Here is a 22,401-nt window from a genome sequence, read left to right as displayed (position 1 = left end):
GAAACGAATGTAAAACAAATAGTACCCCGAATTGTAGGCTGAAAAGTCTATGATTCGGGGTTTTTATGTACGGTTTCATATTGCCTCATGAGTTCTTTTAAATAGGATATGAAGAATTAATACGAGCATATAAAGTAAGCTAATTAACATAACGACAAATGCCGCCGGATAAAATTTTGCCGCATATATAAAGAAATCGATTTGATAAATATCTTGGTAATTTGAAACGGTGCCTTTAAAGTAATTTGTAAACTTAGCGCTATATTTCCATTCATCAGGATAATCGATTAAATTACTCCCCTGATACCAACTCATAAGTGCTGAAGTAATAAACAGCATAAATGAACTTCCGAGTTGAACCATTTGGTTTATTGTCAAAATGAATTCACCTCCTATTTTATGGTTATTATAGCGTGCATTCGTATTCCTGTAACCTTTTTGTTGTAATCTCCTTTTCGAGTTCATACGGAAATCACATGTAAGCGGTATGATAAACGTATAACAAATAGAAAGGAGTGGTAAAACAAAATGTCACTAGAAGCGCTCATTATTTTTTCTTTGCTAAATGCGGGTCAGCTTGCAGAGAACACGAAGGTTGATATACATAAAGAGCAGAAAGATGCTTATGTATATGTTCAAAAAGAGGAAAATAAATAATTTTATTTTATATATAAATGAAAAAAAGCCAATCTAGAGGATTGGCTTTTTTTCATTGCGTTGGAAAAAGAGGGGAAATCCCTCTTTTAAACATTAGCTAAAATTTGATCATAGCATGAAATAATAAGTGGTTCCAAATCTTTTAAATCATTAATATTATCAATGAAAATTCTACTTACTCCCTGTGATTTTGGGGCTTGCTCAACAACGAAATTAGGACATAGCTGTTTAGTAGCTTCTAAATCTAGTCTTACAACTAAGGATTTTGCATCTCCATCAAGGAAGAGACGTATAAACCATTTTGTGATTACACGATTCATGATGCAAAAATAACTAATGGTATCTTTATATTTAAGATCGCTAATGTCTCTTTGATTTTCAGTTAATATGCCTTTAACAATGTTAAAGGCAGTCAATTCATCCTCGGTAGTGAAAACTCTATCTGTTTTGTCTTCTTTGCTTATATCTTCAATTATTTCGGCAGAAGCGGCTGCAACTAGGCTTGTTTCTATTTTCTCCGATGTTTTTGTTTCTTTTGGTGTTAAACCATCACTGATTATTTCTAATAGTGTTCGATTAATTGCTTTTTTAACAATTGGTCGGAATCGCTCTAAAACGTTATTTGTAATTCTAGTTGAGCTAAAGTCTTTAATTAGAAAACGAAGGAAGTCATCTGAAGGATTTTTAAATAATTCTTTAATTGTAGAGTTTAAATTGGTCATATAAATAAGCTCTTCGGCATATTTTACAATTCCTTCAGCTTCAAAATTTTCTTTTGTAAAAGTTTCAATCGTTTCAATATCTACATTGGTTAAATTATTCATACTGAATGTGAAGAAAGGTTTTTCATCCATCACATTGTCATTTGTTAAATCAGTATAAAACTTGTATTCTACACCATTAGTTAGTACCCCTACTTTGACATCGGGTAAGGCATTGAAATACCTAGATAGTTGCGCATCGTGTTTAAGGAGATTTTCTGTTACAGATTTTGCCTCAATTAAAATAATTGGAACTCCATTTTTGAAAACCGCATAATCGACTTTTTCTCCCTTTTTAGTTCCAAAGTCTGCAATATACTCAGGTCTAACTTCTAAAGGGTTGAAAACGTCATAACCTAGCTTTTGAAGAAAAGGAATAATTAATGATTGCTTGGTCATTTCTTCATTAGTTATGTACTCTTTTCGTTCTAAAATTTGGTTAGCTATTTTATTTATGTCATTTCTGAATTCCATAGCAACGTCTCCTTGTTATAAAGTTTAAAATTCTTAATATCATTGTTATTCTGTGAAAATTCATAATATAACAGAAGTTCTGTATGAAAATAGGAAGGTTATTCTTTTTGTTTGAATTTGATTAAATAAAAAATATTTGTTTTAGATGGGAGTATAGAGTATTGGGATTTTTGTGTTACGTGGGGTATAAAAAAATATGGTGAGAATTGAAAAAAGCCAATCCACAGGATTGGCTTTTTGTCATTAACGAGAGTAGAACTCTACGATTAATGCTTCGTTGATTTCAGCTGCTAACTCAGAACGCTCAGCGTGACGAGTGTAAGTAGCTTCTAACTTATCAGCATCGAAAGTTAAGTATTCTGGTACGAAGTTGTTAACTTCGATCGCTTCTTTAACAACAACAAGGCTGTTAGATTTTTCGCGAACGCTGATAGTTTGACCAGGTTTTACACGGTAAGATGGGATATCTACGCGAGATCCATCAACTGTGATGTGACCGTGGTTTACTAATTGGCGAGCTGCACGACGAGTGCGAGCTAAGCCCATACGGTAAACTAAGTTGTCAAGACGAGCTTCAAGAAGGATCATGAAGTTTTCGCCGTGCTTACCAGGCATTTTACCTGCTTGGTCAAATGTGCGACGGAATTGACGCTCAGTCATGCCGTACATGTGACGAAGTTTTTGTTTCTCTTGTAATTGTAAACCGTATTCTGAAAGTTTCTTACGTTGGTTAGGACCGTGAGGACCTGGTGCGTAAGGGCGTTTTTCTAATTCTTTTCCTGTGCCGCTTAGAGAGATTCCAAGACGACGAGACAGTTTCCAAGCTGGACCTGTATAACGAGCCATAGTTGACTCCTCCTTTAAAAATGTTTTTATTTACGTAAAATAAAAACAGACGTAATCGATATTTACGGGCATTTTGTTTTCATGTACCTTCGCTCCAGCAGCAGGGAGTTACGAGATACACCTCCGTAGAGGAACAAAATACAAACGATAAACTCACATTACAAGGCTGCCTTTTTATTTTACACAAACGCTATTATATCTTTTACCCAGAGTTTCGTCAAGCGACTCCCTTTTTGTTTTATGCATATAAATTTTGGAAATTAACAAGAAGGAATTTAAAACAATATAAAAGAAGAGATAGAAACAGAAATAAAACGCTTACATAAAATGAAGTAAAACGTTCATCAAATTTTTATTGATGAATATACGGCAATAAAAACATAAAGGGGATGTTTTTATGAAAAAGAAACATATAGAGACAGAGCTAATTCATCATGGTTATGAATCAACTGAGAATAAAGGGAGTTTAACACCACCTTTATTTCAAACTTCTACATTTACGTTTGAGACAGCACAGCAAGGAGAAGCGAGTTTTGCGGGAGAAGATCCATCTTATATTTATTCAAGGCTTGGGAATCCAACTGTGAAGTTATTTGAAGAACGTATGGCTGTTTTAGAAGGTGGAGAGGAAGCGCTGGCGTTCGGTTCAGGTATGGCAGCCATTTCAGCAACGTTAATCGGTTTTCTAAAGGCTGGAGATCATATTATTTGTTCAAATGGATTATATGGATGTACGTACGGTTTTTTAGAAGTGTTAGAAGAGAAATTTATGATTACGCATTCGTTTTGTGATATGGAAACAGAGGCTGATATTGAAAATAAAATCCGCCCAAATACAAAGCTCATTTTCGTTGAAACACCAATTAATCCAACGATGAAATTAATTGATTTAGAAAAGGTGATCGGGGTAGCGAAGCGAAATGACTTACTTGTCATTGTTGATAATACGTTTTGTTCACCTTATTTACAAAGACCGCTTGAACTCGGCTGTGACGCGGTTGTGCATAGTGCGACAAAGTATATTGGTGGTCACGGTGATGTTGTAGCGGGTGTAACAATTTGTAAAACGAAAGCGTTAGCAGAAAAAATTCGCCCGATGCGAAAAGATATCGGCGGTATTATGGCGCCATTTGATGCATGGTTATTGTTACGCGGATTAAAGACGTTAGCGGTAAGAATGGACCGCCATTGTGATAATGCAGAAAAAATTGTATCGTTCCTAAAAAATCATGATGCGGTAGAAGGTGTTTGGTATCCAGAAGGGGAACTAGCATCTCGCCAAATGAAACGGGGCGGCGGTGTGATTTCTTTTTCGGTAAAAGGTGGGAAAGAAGAGACGCAAGCGTTTATCAATGACCTTCACTTTATTACAATTGCGGTAAGTTTAGGAGATACAGAAACGTTAATTCAGCATCCAGCGACGATGACGCACGCTGCGATTCCAGCTGAGTTAAGACAAGAAATGGGCATTTATGATAATTTAATACGCTTATCTGTCGGTTTAGAATCGTGGGAGGATATCGTTTCTGATTTAGAGCAAGCGTTAAAGAAAATATCTACGGTTAATCAATAAAAAAGAGTGAGTTATCGGTTTCGTACATGACGTACTAAATCGACAACTCGCTCTTTTCTTTTTTTAAATATGTTTTAGGAGTGTTTCCACAAACTTTTCTAAATAGTGCTGATCTACTTCGTCAAAACGATTTTTTTCAGGACTATCGATATCAAGTACACCGATGACAGTTCCTTCTTTCAGAATCGGTACGACGATTTCTGAATTCGAAGCACTGTCGCAAGCGATATGTCCTGGGAATTGGTGAACGTCCGCTACAAGCTGCGTTGTTTTCGTTTCAGCTGCTGCGCCGCAAACGCCTCGTCCGAAAGGAATACGTACGCAAGCAGGCATTCCTTGGAATGGTCCAAGAACAAGCTGAGTTCCTTCTGTTACATAAAAGCCAACCCAATTAACGCGATCTAAAAATTGGTTTAATAGTGCGGACGCATTTGATAAGTTTGCGACTATGTTTGGTTCGCCAGTTAATAATGCATCCAGTTGTTTAATTACTGTCTCGTATTGCTCTTCACGAGATCCTGCATAACTTTCTTTTGTAAACATGGAAACAACTCCCTTTTTAGCGAGATATGTAAAATGATAGCAAAATACGATGTATTTCACATGACTTTGTCGATAGAAAATTAAAGGAATTTGTCTTAAAAGTCAAGAAATTTAAACTATAGCTGTTCAGTGAGAGGAAGTGAGCGCATGAAGCAGACGAAACAAAAAGTAATTGATGCGGCAATATCGTTGTTTAATACGAAAGGTTATGACGGGACATCGGTGCGAGACATTGCAAAGCGAGCGGATGTGAATGTAGCGAATATTTCATATTATTTTGCTGGAAAGCAAGGGTTATTAGAACAGCTGATTACTGATTTTTTAGAAGGATATATTCATGTAATTGAAACGTCATTTGAACAGAGAGAATATTTATCGGCTAAAGATGTGATGGTGCAAATGGTGCGCGGGATTTTACGATATCAATTTGATAATAGAGAACTGACACGTTTTTTTTATAGAGAGCTTTCGCTTGATACGACGTTAATTCGTGAAGTGATGACCGTTTATTTTTCTAGAGAAAGATATTATATAGAGCAAATCATTAAACAGGGACAAATGAAACAAGAGTTTAAAAAGGTATCTTTTACAATGTTTATGACGCAATTAAAAGGCATGATAAATATGCCGTTTTTATATCCGCAATATATATCAGAAGTGTTGCATTCTTTTCCGTCCGAGACATTTTTCCTAGAAATGTACACGAAAGAAATTGAACAATGGATGGAACAAACATTATATAAAGCGAATATGTACTATGAATGGCCAAGAGCTGTTCATATGTGAAGAATCCCCACCTAACGAACGGAGGTGGGGATTTTTATGTCTTGTTTTCTTTGCCATAAATTGTTGCATAATAGCGCAATAATCGTTAATGAGGCGCCGGCAATTTCAATGTTGTCGACTGTATAACCTCGAAAGGTGGAACCGATAAGTGCAAGTACAGGAACTAAATTCATAAATAATATGCCGTTAATAGATGAAATATATCGATTTCCCGTGTTCCAGCAAAATACAGCGATAACGCCGGCGATAATCGACATATAAAAGAGTTCAAAACGAACACTCATAATTGTACGTAGTGACGGTACAGCAATTACGTTTGTGTAAGTTAAGAAAGTGACAATAATGATGAGTGAAATTGAGCCGAATAAACAAGTTAACGTCGTATACCTGAGTGGTGACCAAGATTGAAAACGAGCACCACCGTTCGTGTAAATTACCCAGCAAGTAACGCCGCATAACATAAATATATTTGTTGATAAGTGGCTTGCTACTCCAAATAATAAATGAATATTTCCTTTTGAAATGACAAGCATAACACCGAGTAATGCAACGAACATACAAAGGAATGTGTAATGCCCTGGGCGGCGATTTTTCGTTATCCACTGCAGTAATAAAGCGATAAGTGGCATAAGAGACTGAATCATAGCCGCATGGATTGCTCCGGAAGGTCCGGCAAGTTGTTGGCCGTAAAAAACGAGAAAACCGTATCCAGCGAAACCGACTGTTCCGTAAAAGAATAAAGAAAGTGTTCTTTTTTCTAAGCGGAGTGAAGTTTTTCCTTCAGCGATTAAGAGAAGTATAAGGAAAATAATAGCTGCTGAACCATATCTAATAGTTGTGAAGAAGAATGGATCGATAAATTGCAAAGCATTCGCCATTACAGGAAACATAAATCCCCAAGCAGTTACGGCAAGTAAGCAGAGGATGGATCCGAGTAGCATTTGTTTTTTGTCCAAGAGTATCATTCTCCTTTACATTTCGTTATAGTAAGTTGATGAAATAAGTATAAAGATTGATTTCTTCTAAGAGGAAATATCGATTTTTTATGACAGTTATAACTTTTTGTTAGAGGTGTGTACGATGGATTTGGAGGCAGTACGATCGTTTATTGAAGTAAAGCATACGCGAAGTTTATCGAAGGCGAGTAAGCTTTTACATATTTCCCAACCAGCGCTTAGTAAACAAATTCAAAGGTTAGAAGCAGATTTAGAGGTTACTTTACTCAAGCGTTCTGCTCAAGGAGTGGAGTTAACAGAGGCTGGAGAGTTATTTATAACAAGAATGTTACCGATTTTGGAACAAATAAGTGAAGTGCAAACGGAAATGAAGGGATATCAAGAGAAGCAGAAAATTTCAATCGGTATATTGCCGAGTTTAGCGGCTCATTACATATCAAAGTGTAAAGACTTATTAGCGGATACATATGAAGTAGAATGGCAAATTGAGCACACGAAAGTATTAATGGAATTATTTAAAGCGCGAAAAATTGAAGCGATGTTTATTGATTCAGTAGTAGAAGGCGCTACGTATATAAAAGAAATGCGGGAAGAAAAAATCGTTTGTGTTGTTTCAAATGATCATCCATATAAAGAGAAAACGGTAATCCGAATAGAAGAGTTGCAAAATGAAAAGTTAATCGTATATCCAGAAATATGTGATGTAAGGAAAATGATTATGAAAATGTTTCACGGTATAGGTACGAAGCCGAACATTGCAGTTGAAACTTCTTATGCAGAACCGATGATTGCGATGGTAGGAGCTGGACTGGGCATAACATTGGTTCCGGAAACAGCTGTACAGCAAGCGGTAATGCAAGATAAAGTGCGTGCGATTTCTGTAGAACCACCATTAATACGAAAGATTTATTTCGTATCTCATCTGAAGGAATGCTCTTTCTTACAGTCATTTGAGGCTGGAGAATGAAATAAGCGGAATGTTAAGAAAGATTACAAGTGCATTTAAAGAAACATGAAATTTTAAAAAAAACTAGGTCAAAAACACGTCATAACATGGTATGATTAGTACATTGTTAGTTGTTAAATATAGGGGAATTCCCTTTTTATACATAATGCCTTCCATTTCATAAACGGAACGGACAAAAAAAGAGATATAACTAGGAGGCTTTTTTGCATGGATTCTATCCTGACGATCGTTATCATTGTAGTAAGCTCTATTCTAGTGCTGCTCATGATAGAGCTTGTGATAAGAAATCGTTCATATAAAGATATTGAAGCACTGGAGCAGTGGAAACAAGAAATAAAAGATAAACCTGTGGCAGATGAACTAAAGCGGGTAAAAGATTTAAACATGACAGGTCAAACAGAAGAACTGTTTGGTAAATGGCGTGAAGAGTGGGATGAAATTGTATCAACAACTCTTCCAAAAGCAGAAAAAGATTTAGGGCAAGCGCGAAAATTCGCCTCGCAATTCTCCTTCCGCAAAGCAAAGCATGCGATGAAAGAATCCATAAGTGGTTTAGATGACGCTGATAATCGTATTACAGACATTTTAAATGAATTACAGCAACTGTTAGAAAGCCATGAGAAAAATAGCTCGGAAATTGAAGGATTACGTGATACATATCGTAGTATGAAAAAGAGCGTTCTTGCTCATCGACATATGTATGGAGCAGCTGAGCAAAAAATCGAAGAGATGTTAGACGTTGAATCAGAGAAGTTCAAAACTTTTGAAGAGGCAACAGATAATGGTGATTATTTAAAAGCGAGAGAAATTGTTATTAGTTTAGAAGAAGGTTTAGCAAGTTTAGAAATCATTATTCATCAAATTCCAGATTTATTAGTAGAGTGTCAAGCGACATTACCAGTTCAGCTGGAAGACTTATTACAAGGTCATGATGATATGATAAGACAAGGCTATGTATTAGAGTATTTGGAAATTCCTAAAGAAGTCCGCGATATGACGACACAACTACACACATGTTTAATGGATATACAGGAGCTTCATATAACTGAAGCAACAGAAAAAGTAGAGAACTTAAAAACTCGTTTAGACAGTTTTTATGATCAACTTGAACAAGAAGTGCATGCGAAACATTATGTGGAGCAAAAAACACTTTCTGTTTATGAAGATTTAGAAGAAATTCGCACTGAAACAATTGAAACGAAAGCAGAAACACAACTTGTAAAACAAAGTTATCAATTACAAGACAAAGACATTGAGTCACAAAAAGTAATTGAAAAGCAAATGCATATTTTAATGAAACGTTTTGAAGTGTTGCAAATACGCGTTGCTGAACAAGATATCGCATTCTCTATTATTCGTGAGGAACTAGAAGAGGTTTATGAGCAATGTGAAACTTTAAAAGTACTTCATGCAGAATATAAAGAAATGCTACAGACGATGCGTAAAGAAGAATTTGAAGCGCGTGAGAAATTACAAGAAATGCGAAATACAATTTTAGAAACGAAACGCTTTATGCAAAAGTCGAATTTGCCAGGTCTTCCAGAGAGCATTATGGAAGATTTACAAAGAGGACAAATGGCAATGCAATCTGTATATGATCAATTAGAAGTAAAGCCGTTAAATATGAATGCTGTAAATAGCAGTTTAGAAGAGGCGTACACAACTGTTAATGGTGTATCTGAAATGACGGAAGAGTTAATTGGACAAGCATATTTAGTTGAAAAATTAATTCAATACGGTAATCGTTACCGCAGTCATGATGAGAATCTTGCAGAAAGCTTAGATTATGCGGAGAAATTATTCCGTGAGTATCAATACGATGCAGCTTTAGAACAAGCGGCTTCTGTACTAGAGCAACTTGAACCTGGCGTTGTTCAAAAAATAGCTGAATATGTAGACAATGAACAAACCCTTTAATAAAGGGTTTGTTTTTTTGTGTAATTTTGGAGGCGATGTTGCTATAATGAATAGCGGAATACAGTAAGGTTATTCGTTTTAAAATATAACGGAACCTTTGAGTAGTTTTAGCGTAATTACACGTATTTATGATATGATTATACGATGTGACAGCGCTGAAAGGGGAAGAACGATGATCTATTTTGATAATAGTGCGACGACAAAGCCATATCCAGAAGCTCTTCAATCGTATGTAACGGTTGCGGGGAAATATTTTGGAAATCCTTCTTCTATTCATTCGCTTGGAGGAGAGGCAGAGCGTCTATTAACACAATCGAGAACGATTGCAGCGCAGCTCCTTCACGTTAAACCTTCTGAAATTATTTTCACATCGGGTGGAACGGAAGGGAATAACCTTGCGATTAAAGGAATAGCGATGAGGAATCGTTCGCGCGGTAAGCATATCATTACAACAAATATTGAACACGCGTCTGTGTTTGAGGCATATAAACAATTAGAAGATCTCGGTTTTGATGTAACATATTTACCGGTTAACGAGCACGGTGTTGTATCGGTAGAGGATGTAAAACGAGCGCTTCGTGAAGATACGATTCTTGTGTCAATTATTCACGTGAACAACGAGACTGGAGCGATTCAGCCTGTTGCTGAAATTGGAACATTATTATCGAACTATCCGAAAATAAGATTCCACGTGGACCATGTGCAAGGGATAGGAAAAGTACCGCTTGATTTATACGCTTCTCATATTGACCTTTGTTCAATATCTGGGCATAAATTTCATAGCGTAAAGGGGACAGGTCTTCTTTACGTACGTGATGGTGTAAGGTTAGATCCAATCTTATCAGGTGGTCAACAAGAGCTTAAGTATCGTTCAGGAACAGAAAACTTACCTGGTATTGTAGCGATGGTAAAAGCACTTCGTATGACGATGGAGCAAGTGAAAGAAAAGGTAGTTCATTTGCAAAATTTACAAGCAGAGCTTGTTCGTGTCTTTAAAGAGATGGAAGATGTAACGATTAATACGTCACTTGAATATGCGGCACCGCACATTTTAAATGTATCATTTGTTGGTTTAAAACCAGAAGTGGTCGTTCATGCTTTAGAAGAGCATGGTGTATATGTATCAACGAAGTCTGCTTGTTCTTCAAAAGCAAATGAAGTGAGCCGAGTACTAGTGTCAATGGGAATACCGCATGCCGCAGCTGCAAGCGCAATCCGCATTAGTCTAGCACCGGAAAACACGATGGAAGAAGTAAAACAATTTGAAGGTATTGTTAAAGAGACAATGCCAAAATTATATGAAGTGATGAGGTAAAGAAATATGATGACATATGAATATATTTTAGTTCGTTACGGAGAGATGACGACAAAAGGTAAGAACCGTTCTAAATTTGTAAGCACATTAAAGGATAACGTGAAGTTCAAACTGAAAAAATTCCCAAATATTAAAATCGATGCAACACATGATCGTATGTACATCCAATTAAATGGTGAAGATCATGAAGCAATTTCTGAAAGATTGAAAGATGTATTCGGTATTCATAAGTTTAACTTAGCGATGAAAGTACCATCAGAATTAGAAGATATTAAAAAAGGTGCATTAGCAGCTTTCTCACAAGTAAAAGGCGATGTGAAAACATTTAAAATTACAGTGCACCGTTCTGATAAGCGATTCCCAATGAAGACGATGGAATTACTTCCAGAGATCGGTGGGCACATTTTAGAAAATACAGAGGATATCACAGTAGATGTTCATAATCCAGATGTGAATGTACGTATAGAAATTCGCAGTGGTTACAGCTATATTATGTGTGGTGAACACATGGGAGCTGGTGGTTTACCAGTTGGCGTTGGCGGAAAAGTAATGGTACTCCTTTCTGGTGGTATTGATAGCCCGGTAGCAACTTACTTAACGATGAAACGCGGCGTATCTGTGGAAGCAGTTCACTTCCATAGCCCACCTTTCACAAGTGAGCGCGCGAAACAAAAAGTAATCGATTTAGCACAAGAGTTAACGAAATACTGTAAACGCGTAACACTTCACCTTGTTCCATTTACTGAAGTGCAAAAAACGATTAATAAAGAAATTCCATCTAGCTATTCTATGACAGTTATGCGTCGTATGATGATGCGTATTACAGAGCGTATCGCAGAGGAGCGTAACGCACTTGCGATTACAACTGGTGAAAGTCTTGGACAAGTAGCGAGCCAAACGTTAGATAGTATGCATACGATTAATGAAGTAACAAACTATCCTGTTATTCGTCCGCTTATTACGATGGATAAATTAGAGATTATTAAAATTGCAGAAGAAATCGGAACGTACGATATTTCAATTCGTCCATATGAAGATTGCTGTACAGTATTTACACCAGCAAGTCCATCGACGAAGCCGAAGCGTGAGAAAGCAAATCGTTTTGAAGCGAAGTACGATTTCGCGCCGTTAATTGAAGAGGCTGTAGCGAACAAAGAAACAATGGTATTACAAACAATAGAAGTAGTGGCGGAAGAAGAAAAATTCGAAGAACTTTTCTAAACCCATAAATTACCACATTCAAATGTGTATGAAGTCATGTTGTTTATCACACTCTATACTCACAAGGAGGTGATACAACATGGCAAGCACAAATAAATTAGCAGTGTCTGGTGCTCAAGCAGCATTAGATCAAATGAAATACGAAATCGCTCAAGAGTTTGGTGTTCAACTTGGAGCTGATGCAACATCTCGCGCTAACGGTTCTGTTGGTGGCGAAATCACTAAACGTCTAGTTTCACTAGCTGAGCAACAATTAGGCGGTTACCAAAAATAATCCCATATACGATGGCTTAGAAAGAGCGGGTTCTCCCGCTCTTTCTTTTTTGTCATTATTTATCAATAAATCGATATAAATTTATTCAACGGTTCGACATAAATATAAAAAAATTGTCAAAAGAAGAGGGTTCAAAATTTACTGAAAATTCTTTATTATATAAGGGAGGCATAGAAATAAAGGAGGATGTTTATGAAGAGAGAGGAATTGTTGGCGCCGCAGTCTTATAATTTAGTTTCGGAAATAGAGAAATATACGAATGATAAAGAAAAGCTTGCTTTAATTTGGCAAGATGATAAAGGGAATAGACGAGAGATTACATATTTTGAATTAATGCAAGGTGCGAATAGAATTGGAAACGCTTTTATAAAAAGTGGCTTACAAAAAGGGGACAAGCTCCTTATTATGATGCCGCGCTTAATTGAAGCTTACATGACGTATATTGCTGCGATTAAAGCAGGATTTGTCGTTATTCCAAGCTCAGAAATGTTGCGTAAAAAAGATATTGAGTATCGTATTGGGCACGGAGAAGTAAAGGCTATCGTAAGTTACGAACCGTATATTGGACAATTTGACGGCGTAGAAGCGGTGGAATCTCTTCAAAAATTCGTCTTGAGCGAGCGTTCAGTAGATGGTTGGACGAATTTAAAAACAGCATTAGAAACAGAAAGTGACATGTTAGAAATGGCGAAGACAGATAAAGAAGATATGGTCTTTTTATCTTACACGTCAGGGACGACAGGAAATCCGAAAGGTGTCGTTCATACGCATGCGTGGGCATACGCTCATTTACGTACGAGCGCCCCAAATTGGCTCGGAATTGAAGAGAATGATGTTGTATGGGCAACAGCTAGTCCTGGCTGGCAAAAGTGGATTTGGAGCCCGTTTGTAGCAACTCTCGGTTCAGGTGCAACTGGATTTGTATATCATGGTAAATTTGAACCGAAAACGTATTTGAGTTTATTAGGCGATAATAAGGTGAATGTGCTTTGTTGTACGCCGACTGAGTATAGATTAATGGCAAAGGTAGAAAACTTAAATGAGTATAATTTAGAAGCGTTACATAGCGCTGTATCAGCTGGTGAGCCGTTAAACAGAGAAGTCATTGAAACGTTCCAAAGGCATTTTGATATTACGGTAAGAGACGGTTATGGGCAAACGGAAAACACATTGCTCGTTGGGATAATGAAAGGGATGGATATTAGACCAGGATCAATGGGAAAACCAACGCCAGGAAACCATGTTGATATCGTAAATGAAGAAGGTATTCCGGTACAGGTAGGAGAAGTTGGTGATATTGCAGTTCACATTGAAACACCAGCCCTCTTTAAGCAATATTATAAAGACGATGAGCGTACAGCGATGCAATTCCGCGGTGATTATTATATTACCGGTGATAAGGCGAAAAAAGATGAAGACGGCTATTTCTGGTTTGAAGGACGCGGAGATGATATCATTATTAGCTCTGGTTATACAATCGGGCCGTTTGAAGTAGAAGATGCACTTGTAAAACATCCATACGTAAGAGAATGTGCGGTTGTCGCAAGTCCAGATGAAATTCGCGGAAGTGTCGTGAAGGCATTTATCGTATTAAGAGAGAATATAGAAAAGAACGAAGAAACATTAATTCCAGTGCTCCAACAACACGTCAAAGAACTGACTGCACCATATAAATACCCTCGCAAAATTGAATTTGTAGATGAACTACCAAAAACGATTTCTGGAAAAATTCGCCGTATTGAACTTAGAAAACAAGAGATGGAACTACCTTCAAAATAATTTTGAAAATAGTGAAGTAAATAGTTGAATGAAATGTTACATGTATGATATTATAAAAACGAACATAAGTTCGATTTTTATAAATTAAAAAAAGAGGTGTCCGTATGATTTTAGGTATTAATCCGTACTTAGTTTTAGATGGTAGTGGGCAAGAAGCTGTACAGTTTTATAAAGAGGCGTTAGATGCAAAAGTAGAAGTAATGCAAACTTTTGGTGATATGCCTGAAAATCCAGAATACCCGATTCCAGCTGAAGCGAAAGAGCGCGTTGCACATGCTACTTTAAAAGTTGGTAATACGGAACTTATGATTTCTGATACATTCCCAGGTCAAGGGCATGCGATCGGATCTCAAGTAACAATCGCAATTCAAATTAGTAATGCAGAAAAAGCAAAAGAAGTATTCGATAAGTTACAAGAAGGTGGAGAAGTTATTATGCCACTTCAAGAAACTTTCTGGAGCCCAGCATACGGACAAGTAAAAGATAAATTTAGCATTGAATGGCAAATTACAACGTCTACTACTGAACAAAAATAATTTTTGGAAAAGCACCATTTTTAATCGAAATGGTGCTTTTTTTATACGCTCTAATTTCGTAGACTAAAGGAAAAAGGGGATGAGTATATGGGAGAAATTTGGTATGGCGGCACCATTTACACTATGCGAGAAGAGAATGAAAAAGTTGAAGCTATTTACGTTGAAAATGGCGTCATTGTTGATATGGGGAATAAAGAAGAGTTAGAAAACCGATATTCAGAAGTGAAGTTATATGACCTAAAAGGGAAAACGATGATTCCAGGGCTGGTTGATAGCCATATGCACCTTATTGGCCATGGGGAGAGGTTACTTCGTCTAGATCTATCAAATTGCAAATCTTATAGCGAAGTGCTGACTCTCGTTCGGAAACGAGTAGAAGCAGCACCAAAAGGTTCTTGGATTATCGGAGAAGGCTGGAATGAAAATAATTTTACAGATACGAAACAAGTTCATGTACGTGACCTAGATGAAATCTCTAAAGAACATCCGATTTTATTAAAGCGCGTTTGTCGCCACGTTACATGGGTGAACTCATACATACTGCAAGAAGCGAACATAACAGAAATGACGCAAGACCCGAAAGGCGGAAAAGTCGGCCGGGACTCATTAAATAAATTAACAGGGCTTTTATATGAACAAGGACAAGAGTTAATTAAACATGTTCAACCTGAAATAGATGGAGCGTATTTGCAAAGAGCCCTGCAAACAGCTATTTCAGACTGCTGGCAATACGGATTAGTTGGCGGACATACGGAAGACTTAAATTATTATGGTGGCTTTAAAAAAACGTACAATGCGTTTTCGCACGTTATAAAAGAAATGCCATTTAAAGCGCATTTACTCGTTCACCATGAAGTAGCGAATGAGCGAAAGGAATATGAAAATGAGCACTATATTGAATTTGGAGCGATGAAATTTTTTTCTGATGGATCTTTTGGCGGAAGAACAGCTTTATTAAGTGAACCGTATGAAGATGCGAAGGAAACAAATGGAGTTGCGATTTTTTCACGTGAAGAGCTTGCAGGTTTAGTGAAGAAAGCACGAGACTTACATATGCCAGTTGCGATTCATACAATCGGTGACTTATCACTAGAACATGTCATTGATGCGCTTGAATTATATCCACCAGCAGAAGGGTTACGTGACCGTATTATTCATTGTCAGCTAGCTCGTGAAGAGTTGATTGAAAGAATGAAACATTTGCCAGCTATTATTGATATTCAACCGGTCTTTGTTTCATCAGATTTTCCGTCAGTCATTGAAAAACTAGGAAAGCATCGTCTTCGTTACGCATACGCTTGGAAGACATTGCTGGACGCAGGGTTACATTGCAATGGTGGATCTGATGCTCCAATTGAACAAGTAAATCCGTTTTTAGGTATATATAGTGCTGTTACACGTAGAAGTTTTATTGATGGCGTATGTTATATGCCAGAAGAAAGATTAACGGTATATGAGGCTGTTTCTTTATTTACAACAGGAAGTGCGTATGCAATTGGAAAAGAAGCAAAGCGAGGACAAATTATAAAAGGATATGAAGCAGACTTTACGATATTAGACCGCGATGTTTTTGAAATTGAGGCGGAAGAAATAAAAGAAGTACAGGCCGAAATGACCGTCATTGATGGGGAGATTGTTTATAGAAAAAACGTCTAAAAGTTTGAGGGAGCGGCTACGAAAATACATTTTGGTGATGCTTCCTCTTTTTAGATAAGTTGATGATGTAGTCACTTTTTGTCGGTAAATCGATATTTCGGATGGAATCGTTGATATATTATGAGTTGTGATAGATATATTCGGAAAATCGTTAATATAATTTCATATACTGTTGTCTTGTTCCAAAAAAATTGTGAAACATCGTTAAGCTTCAGCTGAGAAATAAATAACCGCCGAATTATGGGGATCCCATAATTCGGCGGTTATTTTAATACTATAAAAATGTTCTCTGTACTTTTTCCCAGAAAGAGTTGTTTTTTAATTTAACAGTTTTAATTTGTTTATCGCTTAAACGAACAACGGCTTTCTCCACTTGCTTAATGCTAAGTGCTTCGTTATCCATTCCGATAACAGGGTAATCATTACCATCTGGTTTAAGTGTTAAAGTTAACGTGCGCTCGTGATTTAAAAGAAACGGTGATCCGAGTGTACGGTATGTGTTGTTATTTAAAGATGCTAGTTCACTTACTTGGAAACATGGGATAAGTGGATCGACAACTGCGCCATGTAATGATTTATTGTAAGCGGTACTTCCTGTTGGTGTGGAGATAACTAATCCATCACCTCTAAATGTTTCAAAATGTAAATTGTCGACGTGTACATCTACGACAAATGTTTTAATGATGCTAGAGCGTAATGAGAACTCATTTAAACAATGGAATGATGTACCGTGATCTACATCAACTTTAATTGTTGGATACTTTCGCACTTCAATTTCGTTTTTTGTAATTTCTTGAAGGGCTGTATCAACGTGATCGATGTGGAAATCGCAGTAGAAAGAAATTTCATCTTTCGTAGAAATACCTGCGTATAAGCAATCTTCTCTAAAACCAGTTTTACGAACGGCTTGTAAGAAAGTTCCATCATCTCCAACGCTGACGATAGCGTTTGCATTTTTTGGATGATCTAATATGGTAAATCCATTCTCCTCTAAAATACGATATATTGGTTTCATTTTTTCAACGAGTGTTACTTTGTCATCACCATAAAAGAAAAATAAATTGCGACGATTTGCCATTATGTATCCCTCCACTGCAGTTAAATTTTCTAGTCTTAGTGCTGCATACCATCAGAGTGTGTTCTGAATGATATGCTCAAATAGTATATTTCGATATAAAATGTCAAAATTCCTTTTTGTTTTTAGAAAAATTTTTATATTCAATTTTATAAAAGGTTGTTTAATGATGAATAAACTTGTCGATAATGGGTATGGAGTGAAAGGATGGTACGAATGAAATGGCTCGTAATTGGAATGATAATTCTTCTACTTTTTATTTTGCTAATACTATTATCGAAAATATCGCTTAAGGTGACGTTTTTATATTCAGAAATGGAAAAGCAATGTTTATTTCAAGTGAAAATATGGATGATTCGATATACGTTTGATGTATTGGAAAGAATTGAAAAACAACAGAAAAAAACGGGGCAGAAAATCGAAAAAGCTGAGAAAGATGGCGGAATAGATAATAAAATTATGGCACAACTTGATAGCATTGGAGAACTGATAAAAAAGCTTCAAGAAGTTCATACTATTGTTAAAGATTTTCTCAAACGAGTGAAAATCAATGGTTGGAAGTGGCATTCACAAATTGGAGCAGGCGATGCGGCTAGTACTGGAATTGTCACTGGGTATGCATGGGGGACAAAAGGAATGGCTGCTGGAGTTGTAGGACAATATATGCATATTGTCGACGTACCAGAATTTGAAATTACACCTGTTTTTCAAGGGAAGGGATTTGCATCAAGATGTGAATTAACAGCTTCCTTTCATATATTTCGTACTGTGAAAACAGCGGTAAAACTACTCATGTTTATGAGAAAACAAAAGTCTGGTATGACAGATAAATCTGTTCAAGCATAGGGGGGATATAGAATGGACCATCCAATTCAAGGTTTAATGACAACCGCAATGCAGCATTTAAAACAAATGACTGATGTAAATACAATTGTTGGTGACCCGATTAAAGCAGCAGATGGAAGTGTAATTCTTACCGTTTCGAAAGTAAGTTTTGGCTTTGCTGCTGGTGGAAGTGAATTTGGCAAGGTAGAGCATTCAGGTCGTCATCCATTTGGAGGAGGTAGCGGTGGTGGAGTTTCCATTAATCCTGTTGCCTTTCTCGTTATAAATGGAGAAGGTGTGAAAGTTTTACATTTAGATAAACAAACACATGTCATTGACAAAATAATTGAATTAGCACCACAAGCTGTTGATAAAGTGAAAGAAATGATGGATAAACGAAAAGAAGATGATCCGGAATTTCAAATTTAACGAGTAAAGAAGCTAATCAATGGATTAGCTTCTTTATTTTTTTGTAAATAAAGCGATTTTATTTGCATTATCGATAGGGACAAACTATCATTTACATTGTACATATTTTGTTTAAATAAGGGAGGATTTTTAAGTGGCAAATGTAACTTTTAAAGGTAACCCAATGACTTTAGTTGGAACAGAAGTTAAAGTTGGCGATCAAGCGCCTAACTTCCAAGTGTTAGCAAATGACTTATCTCCAGTAAGTTTAGAAACATACAAAGGTGAAGTGAAATTAATTAGTGTTATACCTTCAATCGACACAGGTGTATGTGATGCACAAACTCGTCGTTTTAACCAAGATGCAGCAGGTATTGAAAACGCGAAAGTATTAACAATTAGCGCTGATTTACCATTCGCTCAAAAACGCTGGTGTGCAGCAAACGGTTTAGAAAACGTTGCGACACTTTCTGATCACCGTGACCTTTCATTCGGTGAAGCTTACGGCCTAGTAATGAAAGAACTTCGTTTACTTGCTCGTGCAGTATTCGTAGTAGATAGCAATGACAAAGTAGTTTACGCAGAATACGTAGGCGAAGGTACAAGCCATCCAAACTATGAAGCAGCATTAGAAGCAGCTAAATCTGCGAAGTAATGTGAAGGAAATGACCTCTTATAAAGAGGTCGTTTTTTCTCATATATTGCTGCACAATGGTACTAATATATGAGAAAAGACGTTACATCATAAACAACTTGAAGGGGAGCTCTTTACAAGAGGTCGCTTTTTCTTTTTGGAAAAAATCACTTTGTGGTATGATATAAGTTATGTGTAAAAGAGAGAAGGAGGAATGTACGTGAGTCAGGCAGTAGAAACATTATTTTCTATTTTTGATTCTTCTACGGTAGTTTTACGTAAAGAATTAGATGTAACATATTTAGAGGCGCTTGTAGAAACAGGTGATAACTTGTTTGAGGGAGCGATTTTACAAGAGGAATTATCCGAATCAACAATTGAAAGGTTGAATCGTGAATATAGTACGTTTAATGAAGAAACATATAAAGGGGAAGAAATTCGTAAAGCATTTCAGCTAGCCATTTTAAAAGGAATGAAAGAAGGCGTGCAAGCGAATCATGAAATGACGCCTGATGCAGTTGGAATGTTCATGAGCTACTTATTCCATAAATTTATGCAAGGTCAAAAAGAAATTACTGTTTTAGACCCTGCAATTGGAACAGGTAACTTAATGACTACAGTGTTTAATGGCGCCAAAGAAGAAATAGCAATGAGTGGATTTGGTGTAGAAGTGGATGAAGTGCTAATTAAACTTGCTTTAGTAAATGCGAATTTACAAAAGCATGCAATTGAATTCTTCCACCAAGATGGATTAGCACCACTTTATATTGATCCAGTTGATGCAGTCGTTTCAGATTTACCAATTGGTTACTATCCAAACGAAATCGGTGCAAGTGAATATACGTTAAAAGCAAATGAAGGAATGTCATATGCGCATCACTTATTTATTGAACAAAGTGTGAAACATACGAAAGAAGGCGGGTATTTATTCTTCTTAGTACCAAACTTCATTTTTGAAAGTGATCAAGCGCCGAAACTACATGCATTTATTAAAGAAACATGCTTTATTCAAGGTTTGTTACAGCTACCTGTTTCCATGTTTAAAAACGAGAAAAATGCAAAAAGTATATTTGTTCTCCAAAAGAAAGGCCAAGGTGTAACAATGCCGAAACAGGCACTACTAGTGGAATTACCTAAATTCTCTAACATGAAGGCTATGGAGAACATTATGGATCAATTGAATACTTGGTTTGCAACACATAAATAATACGATATATATGTAACAGGGTTAGTAATTAATGTAGTACAGTTATATAAGATTTGTCATATTTTTTAATATATACAAGATTTAACTGAATTTTTTTGAAATCTGTAATATATTTTTTTTCTTGGTGTTACAATTTTTTCACTTGAAATATATGTCGGACGATGTTTAAATTAAAACCGTGAGTATAAAATTTACTGATGATGAAACGTTTTCATAATAAGTGAATTTAATTAGATAAAATCGAGCGGTTTGTGGAATGATCCACACAACTACCAAGAGAAAAAGGGGCGAAAGACTAGATGTCAAAAATCATCGCGATTAACGCAGGAAGCTCTTCCTTAAAATTCCAATTATTTGAAATGCCAAGTGAAACAGTATTAACAAAAGGTTTAGTAGAACGTATCGGTTTAGAAGATAGTATCTTCACTATTACTGTAGATGGCGAAAAACAAAAAGAAATTACAAACATCCCAGATCACGCAGTAGCAGTTAATATGCTTCTTAAGAAATTAACTGAAAACGGAATCGTAAAATCTCTTGATGAGATTGGCGGTATCGGTCACCGTGTTGTACACGGCGGCGAAAAATTTGCTGATTCTGTTTTAATTAATGATGAAGTATTAGCTGATATCGAAGAATTAAGCGATTTAGCACCACTTCACAACCCAGCAAACCTTGTTGGTATTAAAGCATTCCAAGAAGTATTACCAAACGTACCAGCAGTAGCAGTATTTGATACAGCATTCCACCAAACAATGCCGGAATCTGCATTCCTATACAGCTTACCATATGAGTACTACGAGAAATTTGGCATCCGTAAATACGGTTTCCACGGAACTTCTCATAAATATGTAACTGAGCGTGCGGCTGAATTATTAGGTCGTCCACTTGAAAGCTTAAGCCTACTTTCTTGTCACTTAGGTAACGGTGCAAGTATTGCAGCAGTAGAAGGCGGAAAATCTATCGATACTTCTATGGGCTTCACTCCACTTGCTGGTGTAACAATGGGTACACGTTCTGGTAACATTGACCCTGCGTTAATTCCATACATCATGGAAAAAACAGGCCAAACAGTAGAAGAAGTAGTTAACGTATTAAACAAGAAGAGTGGTATGTTAGGTCTTACTGGTTACTCTAGTGACCTACGTGATATCATCACGAAAGAAGAAGAAGGCGACCACCGTGCGAAAGTAGCACTTGATGTGTTCGTAAGCCGTATCCATAAATACATCGGTTCTTACACAGCTCGTATGAAAGGTGTAGACGCAATCATCTTCACAGCTGGTATCGGTGAAAACAGTGCAGTTATTCGTGAGCGCGTATTAGAAGGCCTTGAGTACATGGGCGTATACTTCGACGTAAAACGCAATAACATCTTTGGTGAAGAAGCATTCATCAGCTTCCCGCACTCTCCAGTAAAAATTATCGTAATTCCAACTGACGAAGAAGTTATGATCGCTCGTGACGTACTACGTCTTGGAGACATTGGTTAATATATGAAAAGAAAGACGAGACCCTATAGGATCTCGTCTTTTTTCTTTTGTATATATTTTAAAATTCCATCCGGATATAGTATTTTTTCCTTTTGAATGAAGGCAGTAATGGGAATCCATTTTGCATAGGATACTGTTTGCTCATCTTGTATATTCATTATTTCCATTTCATATAGTGATGTGTCTAATAAGCGTAAAGAATATAGTTGGATGATTTCATGACCAATTTCTCCATCTAGAGAAAAGATGTTTTCTAAGCAACCTAAATAATCGATAATTTTCACTTCTGTATGAAGTTCTTCTTTAAATTCACGAATAACAGTATGTGCTGATTTTTCACCAAGTTCAATTGATCCACCAAGAGGTCGGTAATATGTTTCATCGCCTGTATGATATTCTTGTACGAGAAGGCGACTGTGATGTATAGCAATGCCAAAAGCTTTTGCACGTGGATACATATGTATAATCGCTCCTTATTTGTTTCGTATAAGGACGATT

23 protein-coding genes are annotated in these 22,401 nt (G+C 36.6%); 16 read left to right on the top strand and 7 right to left on the bottom strand.

Going from position 1 to position 22,401, the window contains the following annotated elements; translation table 11 throughout:
- Nucleotides 1-75: 75 nt before the first annotated feature.
- The gene (locus tag BAU27_RS12925; RefSeq protein ID WP_083595991.1) at nt 76-465 is read right to left on the bottom strand and encodes a YjdJ family protein; all 390 of its coding nucleotides are present in this window, start codon (nt 463-465) and stop codon (nt 76-78) included.
- A gap of 63 nt (nt 466-528) precedes the next feature.
- On the opposite strand from BAU27_RS12925, the gene BAU27_RS12920 reads away from it, so the two are divergent.
- Nucleotides 529-657: a hypothetical protein gene (locus BAU27_RS12920; protein WP_002112286.1), complete on the top strand. Its 129-nt coding sequence runs from the start codon at nt 529-531 to the stop codon at nt 655-657.
- An 86-nt stretch (nt 658-743) separates the two neighbouring features.
- Here the strand turns inward: BAU27_RS12920 and BAU27_RS12915 are convergent, their stop codons facing one another.
- Complete coding sequence (locus BAU27_RS12915; RefSeq protein ID WP_071748333.1) at nt 744-1,892, bottom strand: type I restriction endonuclease; 1,149 nt, start codon at nt 1,890-1,892, stop codon at nt 744-746.
- A 243-nt stretch (nt 1,893-2,135) separates the two neighbouring features.
- Nucleotides 2,136-2,738 carry a 30S ribosomal protein S4 gene (gene rpsD, locus BAU27_RS12910; RefSeq protein ID WP_000135322.1) on the bottom strand — a complete coding sequence of 201 codons (603 nt, stop codon included), beginning with the start codon at nt 2,736-2,738 and terminating at the stop codon, nt 2,136-2,138.
- Between the two features lie 397 nt (nt 2,739-3,135).
- Here rpsD and megL point away from each other — a divergent pair, with 397 nt between their 5' ends.
- Nucleotides 3,136-4,311, top strand: a complete 1,176-nt coding sequence (gene megL / locus BAU27_RS12905) for a methionine gamma-lyase (protein WP_071771059.1) — start codon at nt 3,136-3,138, stop codon at nt 4,309-4,311.
- 63 nt (nt 4,312-4,374) lie between these two features.
- Here the strand turns inward: megL and BAU27_RS12900 are convergent, their stop codons facing one another.
- Nucleotides 4,375-4,854, bottom strand: coding sequence for a GAF domain-containing protein (locus tag BAU27_RS12900; RefSeq protein WP_071771058.1), 480 nt, complete (start codon nt 4,852-4,854; stop codon nt 4,375-4,377).
- A gap of 147 nt (nt 4,855-5,001) precedes the next feature.
- On the opposite strand from BAU27_RS12900, the gene refZ reads away from it, so the two are divergent.
- Nucleotides 5,002-5,640 (top strand): forespore capture DNA-binding protein RefZ, encoded by a 639-nt coding sequence (gene refZ / locus BAU27_RS12895; protein WP_071748330.1) that lies wholly within the window; start codon nt 5,002-5,004, stop codon nt 5,638-5,640.
- A gap of 11 nt (nt 5,641-5,651) precedes the next feature.
- Here the strand turns inward: refZ and BAU27_RS12890 are convergent, their stop codons facing one another.
- On the bottom strand, nt 5,652-6,596 hold the full coding sequence (locus tag BAU27_RS12890; RefSeq protein ID WP_071771057.1) for a DMT family transporter: 945 nt from the start codon (nt 6,594-6,596) through the stop codon (nt 5,652-5,654).
- Nucleotides 6,597-6,720: 124 nt separating this feature from the next.
- Between BAU27_RS12890 and BAU27_RS12885 the strand changes: the two genes are divergently transcribed.
- The 8 genes from BAU27_RS12885 to BAU27_RS12850 all read left to right on the top strand — a co-directional run bounded on the left by BAU27_RS12885 (nt 6,721) and on the right by BAU27_RS12850 (nt 16,261).
- Complete coding sequence (locus BAU27_RS12885) at nt 6,721-7,563, top strand: LysR family transcriptional regulator (protein WP_071771056.1); 843 nt, start codon at nt 6,721-6,723, stop codon at nt 7,561-7,563.
- A 207-nt stretch (nt 7,564-7,770) separates the two neighbouring features.
- Nucleotides 7,771-9,480, top strand: a complete 1,710-nt coding sequence (gene ezrA / locus BAU27_RS12880; protein WP_071771055.1) for a septation ring formation regulator EzrA — start codon at nt 7,771-7,773, stop codon at nt 9,478-9,480.
- Between the two features lie 172 nt (nt 9,481-9,652).
- On the top strand, nt 9,653-10,795 hold the full coding sequence (locus tag BAU27_RS12875) for a cysteine desulfurase family protein (protein ID WP_071748326.1): 1,143 nt from the start codon (nt 9,653-9,655) through the stop codon (nt 10,793-10,795).
- Between the two features lie 6 nt (nt 10,796-10,801).
- On the top strand, nt 10,802-12,016 hold the full coding sequence (thiI, locus tag BAU27_RS12870) for a tRNA uracil 4-sulfurtransferase ThiI (RefSeq protein WP_071771054.1): 1,215 nt from the start codon (nt 10,802-10,804) through the stop codon (nt 12,014-12,016).
- Nucleotides 12,017-12,095: 79 nt separating this feature from the next.
- The gene (locus BAU27_RS12865) at nt 12,096-12,290 is read left to right on the top strand and encodes an alpha/beta-type small acid-soluble spore protein (protein WP_000168891.1); all 195 of its coding nucleotides are present in this window, start codon (nt 12,096-12,098) and stop codon (nt 12,288-12,290) included.
- A gap of 192 nt (nt 12,291-12,482) precedes the next feature.
- Nucleotides 12,483-14,069, top strand: a complete 1,587-nt coding sequence (mbcS, locus tag BAU27_RS12860) for an acyl-CoA synthetase MbcS (RefSeq protein ID WP_071748324.1) — start codon at nt 12,483-12,485, stop codon at nt 14,067-14,069.
- Nucleotides 14,070-14,173: 104 nt separating this feature from the next.
- On the top strand, nt 14,174-14,605 hold the full coding sequence (locus BAU27_RS12855) for a VOC family protein (RefSeq protein ID WP_071771053.1): 432 nt from the start codon (nt 14,174-14,176) through the stop codon (nt 14,603-14,605).
- Between the two features lie 87 nt (nt 14,606-14,692).
- On the top strand, nt 14,693-16,261 hold the full coding sequence (locus tag BAU27_RS12850; RefSeq protein WP_071771052.1) for an amidohydrolase: 1,569 nt from the start codon (nt 14,693-14,695) through the stop codon (nt 16,259-16,261).
- Nucleotides 16,262-16,535: 274 nt separating this feature from the next.
- Here BAU27_RS12850 and BAU27_RS12845 read toward each other — a convergent pair whose 3' ends face one another.
- Entirely contained in the window at nt 16,536-17,339 is an 804-nt protein-coding gene (locus BAU27_RS12845) for an NAD kinase (protein WP_071748321.1), read from the bottom strand.
- Nucleotides 17,340-17,543: 204 nt separating this feature from the next.
- Here BAU27_RS12845 and BAU27_RS12840 point away from each other — a divergent pair, with 204 nt between their 5' ends.
- The 5 genes from BAU27_RS12840 (at nt 17,544) to ackA (ending at nt 21,903) form a co-directional block, all read left to right on the top strand.
- Complete coding sequence (locus BAU27_RS12840) at nt 17,544-18,182, top strand: DUF2953 domain-containing protein (RefSeq protein ID WP_071748320.1); 639 nt, start codon at nt 17,544-17,546, stop codon at nt 18,180-18,182.
- Nucleotides 18,183-18,194: 12 nt separating this feature from the next.
- Nucleotides 18,195-18,590: a GerW family sporulation protein gene (gene ytfJ, locus BAU27_RS12835; protein WP_000350005.1), complete on the top strand. Its 396-nt coding sequence runs from the start codon at nt 18,195-18,197 to the stop codon at nt 18,588-18,590.
- A 133-nt stretch (nt 18,591-18,723) separates the two neighbouring features.
- Nucleotides 18,724-19,224: a thiol peroxidase gene (tpx, locus tag BAU27_RS12830; RefSeq protein WP_071748319.1), complete on the top strand. Its 501-nt coding sequence runs from the start codon at nt 18,724-18,726 to the stop codon at nt 19,222-19,224.
- A 199-nt stretch (nt 19,225-19,423) separates the two neighbouring features.
- Nucleotides 19,424-20,410, top strand: a complete 987-nt coding sequence (locus tag BAU27_RS12825; protein WP_071771051.1) for a class I SAM-dependent methyltransferase — start codon at nt 19,424-19,426, stop codon at nt 20,408-20,410.
- 299 nt (nt 20,411-20,709) lie between these two features.
- Complete coding sequence (gene ackA / locus BAU27_RS12820; RefSeq protein WP_071748317.1) at nt 20,710-21,903, top strand: acetate kinase; 1,194 nt, start codon at nt 20,710-20,712, stop codon at nt 21,901-21,903.
- Between the two features lie 23 nt (nt 21,904-21,926).
- On the opposite strand, the gene BAU27_RS12815 is transcribed toward ackA, so the two are convergent.
- On the bottom strand, nt 21,927-22,361 hold the full coding sequence (locus BAU27_RS12815) for an NUDIX hydrolase (RefSeq protein ID WP_071771050.1): 435 nt from the start codon (nt 22,359-22,361) through the stop codon (nt 21,927-21,929).
- Between the last annotated feature and the right edge of the window lie 40 nt (nt 22,362-22,401).

Origin of the sequence: Bacillus sp. NH11B (assembly GCF_001884205.1) — a bacterium.
GTDB classification, from domain to species: Bacteria; Bacillota; Bacilli; order Bacillales; family Bacillaceae_G; genus Bacillus_A; species Bacillus_A proteolyticus.
This window is presented reverse-complemented; position numbering and strand designations above follow the sequence as displayed.

Excerpts from the sequence above, each read along its gene's own strand:
- BAU27_RS12865 (WP_000168891.1), top strand. The coding sequence starts at position 12,096 with ATGGCAAGCACAAATAAATTAGCAGTGTCTGGTGCTCAAGCAGCATTA.
- BAU27_RS12915 (WP_071748333.1), bottom strand. The coding sequence starts at position 1,892 with ATGGAATTCAGAAATGACATAAATAAAATAGCTAACCAAATTTTAGAA.
- BAU27_RS12840 (WP_071748320.1), top strand. The coding sequence starts at position 17,544 with ATGGTACGAATGAAATGGCTCGTAATTGGAATGATAATTCTTCTACTT.
- BAU27_RS12885 (WP_071771056.1), top strand. The coding sequence starts at position 6,721 with ATGGATTTGGAGGCAGTACGATCGTTTATTGAAGTAAAGCATACGCGA.
- thiI (WP_071771054.1), top strand. The coding sequence starts at position 10,802 with ATGATGACATATGAATATATTTTAGTTCGTTACGGAGAGATGACGACA.
- ytfJ (WP_000350005.1), top strand. The coding sequence starts at position 18,195 with ATGGACCATCCAATTCAAGGTTTAATGACAACCGCAATGCAGCATTTA.
- BAU27_RS12855 (WP_071771053.1), top strand. The coding sequence starts at position 14,174 with ATGATTTTAGGTATTAATCCGTACTTAGTTTTAGATGGTAGTGGGCAA.
- BAU27_RS12920 (WP_002112286.1), top strand. The coding sequence starts at position 529 with ATGTCACTAGAAGCGCTCATTATTTTTTCTTTGCTAAATGCGGGTCAG.
- ezrA (WP_071771055.1), top strand. The coding sequence starts at position 7,771 with ATGGATTCTATCCTGACGATCGTTATCATTGTAGTAAGCTCTATTCTA.
- megL (WP_071771059.1), top strand. The coding sequence starts at position 3,136 with ATGAAAAAGAAACATATAGAGACAGAGCTAATTCATCATGGTTATGAA.
- BAU27_RS12850 (WP_071771052.1), top strand. The coding sequence starts at position 14,693 with ATGGGAGAAATTTGGTATGGCGGCACCATTTACACTATGCGAGAAGAG.
- BAU27_RS12845 (WP_071748321.1), bottom strand. The coding sequence starts at position 17,339 with ATGGCAAATCGTCGCAATTTATTTTTCTTTTATGGTGATGACAAAGTA.
- BAU27_RS12815 (WP_071771050.1), bottom strand. The coding sequence starts at position 22,361 with ATGTATCCACGTGCAAAAGCTTTTGGCATTGCTATACATCACAGTCGC.
- refZ (WP_071748330.1), top strand. The coding sequence starts at position 5,002 with ATGAAGCAGACGAAACAAAAAGTAATTGATGCGGCAATATCGTTGTTT.
- rpsD (WP_000135322.1), bottom strand. The coding sequence starts at position 2,738 with ATGGCTCGTTATACAGGTCCAGCTTGGAAACTGTCTCGTCGTCTTGGA.
- BAU27_RS12925 (WP_083595991.1), bottom strand. The coding sequence starts at position 465 with ATGAACTCGAAAAGGAGATTACAACAAAAAGGTTACAGGAATACGAAT.
- BAU27_RS12900 (WP_071771058.1), bottom strand. The coding sequence starts at position 4,854 with ATGTTTACAAAAGAAAGTTATGCAGGATCTCGTGAAGAGCAATACGAG.
- mbcS (WP_071748324.1), top strand. The coding sequence starts at position 12,483 with ATGAAGAGAGAGGAATTGTTGGCGCCGCAGTCTTATAATTTAGTTTCG.
- BAU27_RS12875 (WP_071748326.1), top strand. The coding sequence starts at position 9,653 with ATGATCTATTTTGATAATAGTGCGACGACAAAGCCATATCCAGAAGCT.
- ackA (WP_071748317.1), top strand. The coding sequence starts at position 20,710 with ATGTCAAAAATCATCGCGATTAACGCAGGAAGCTCTTCCTTAAAATTC.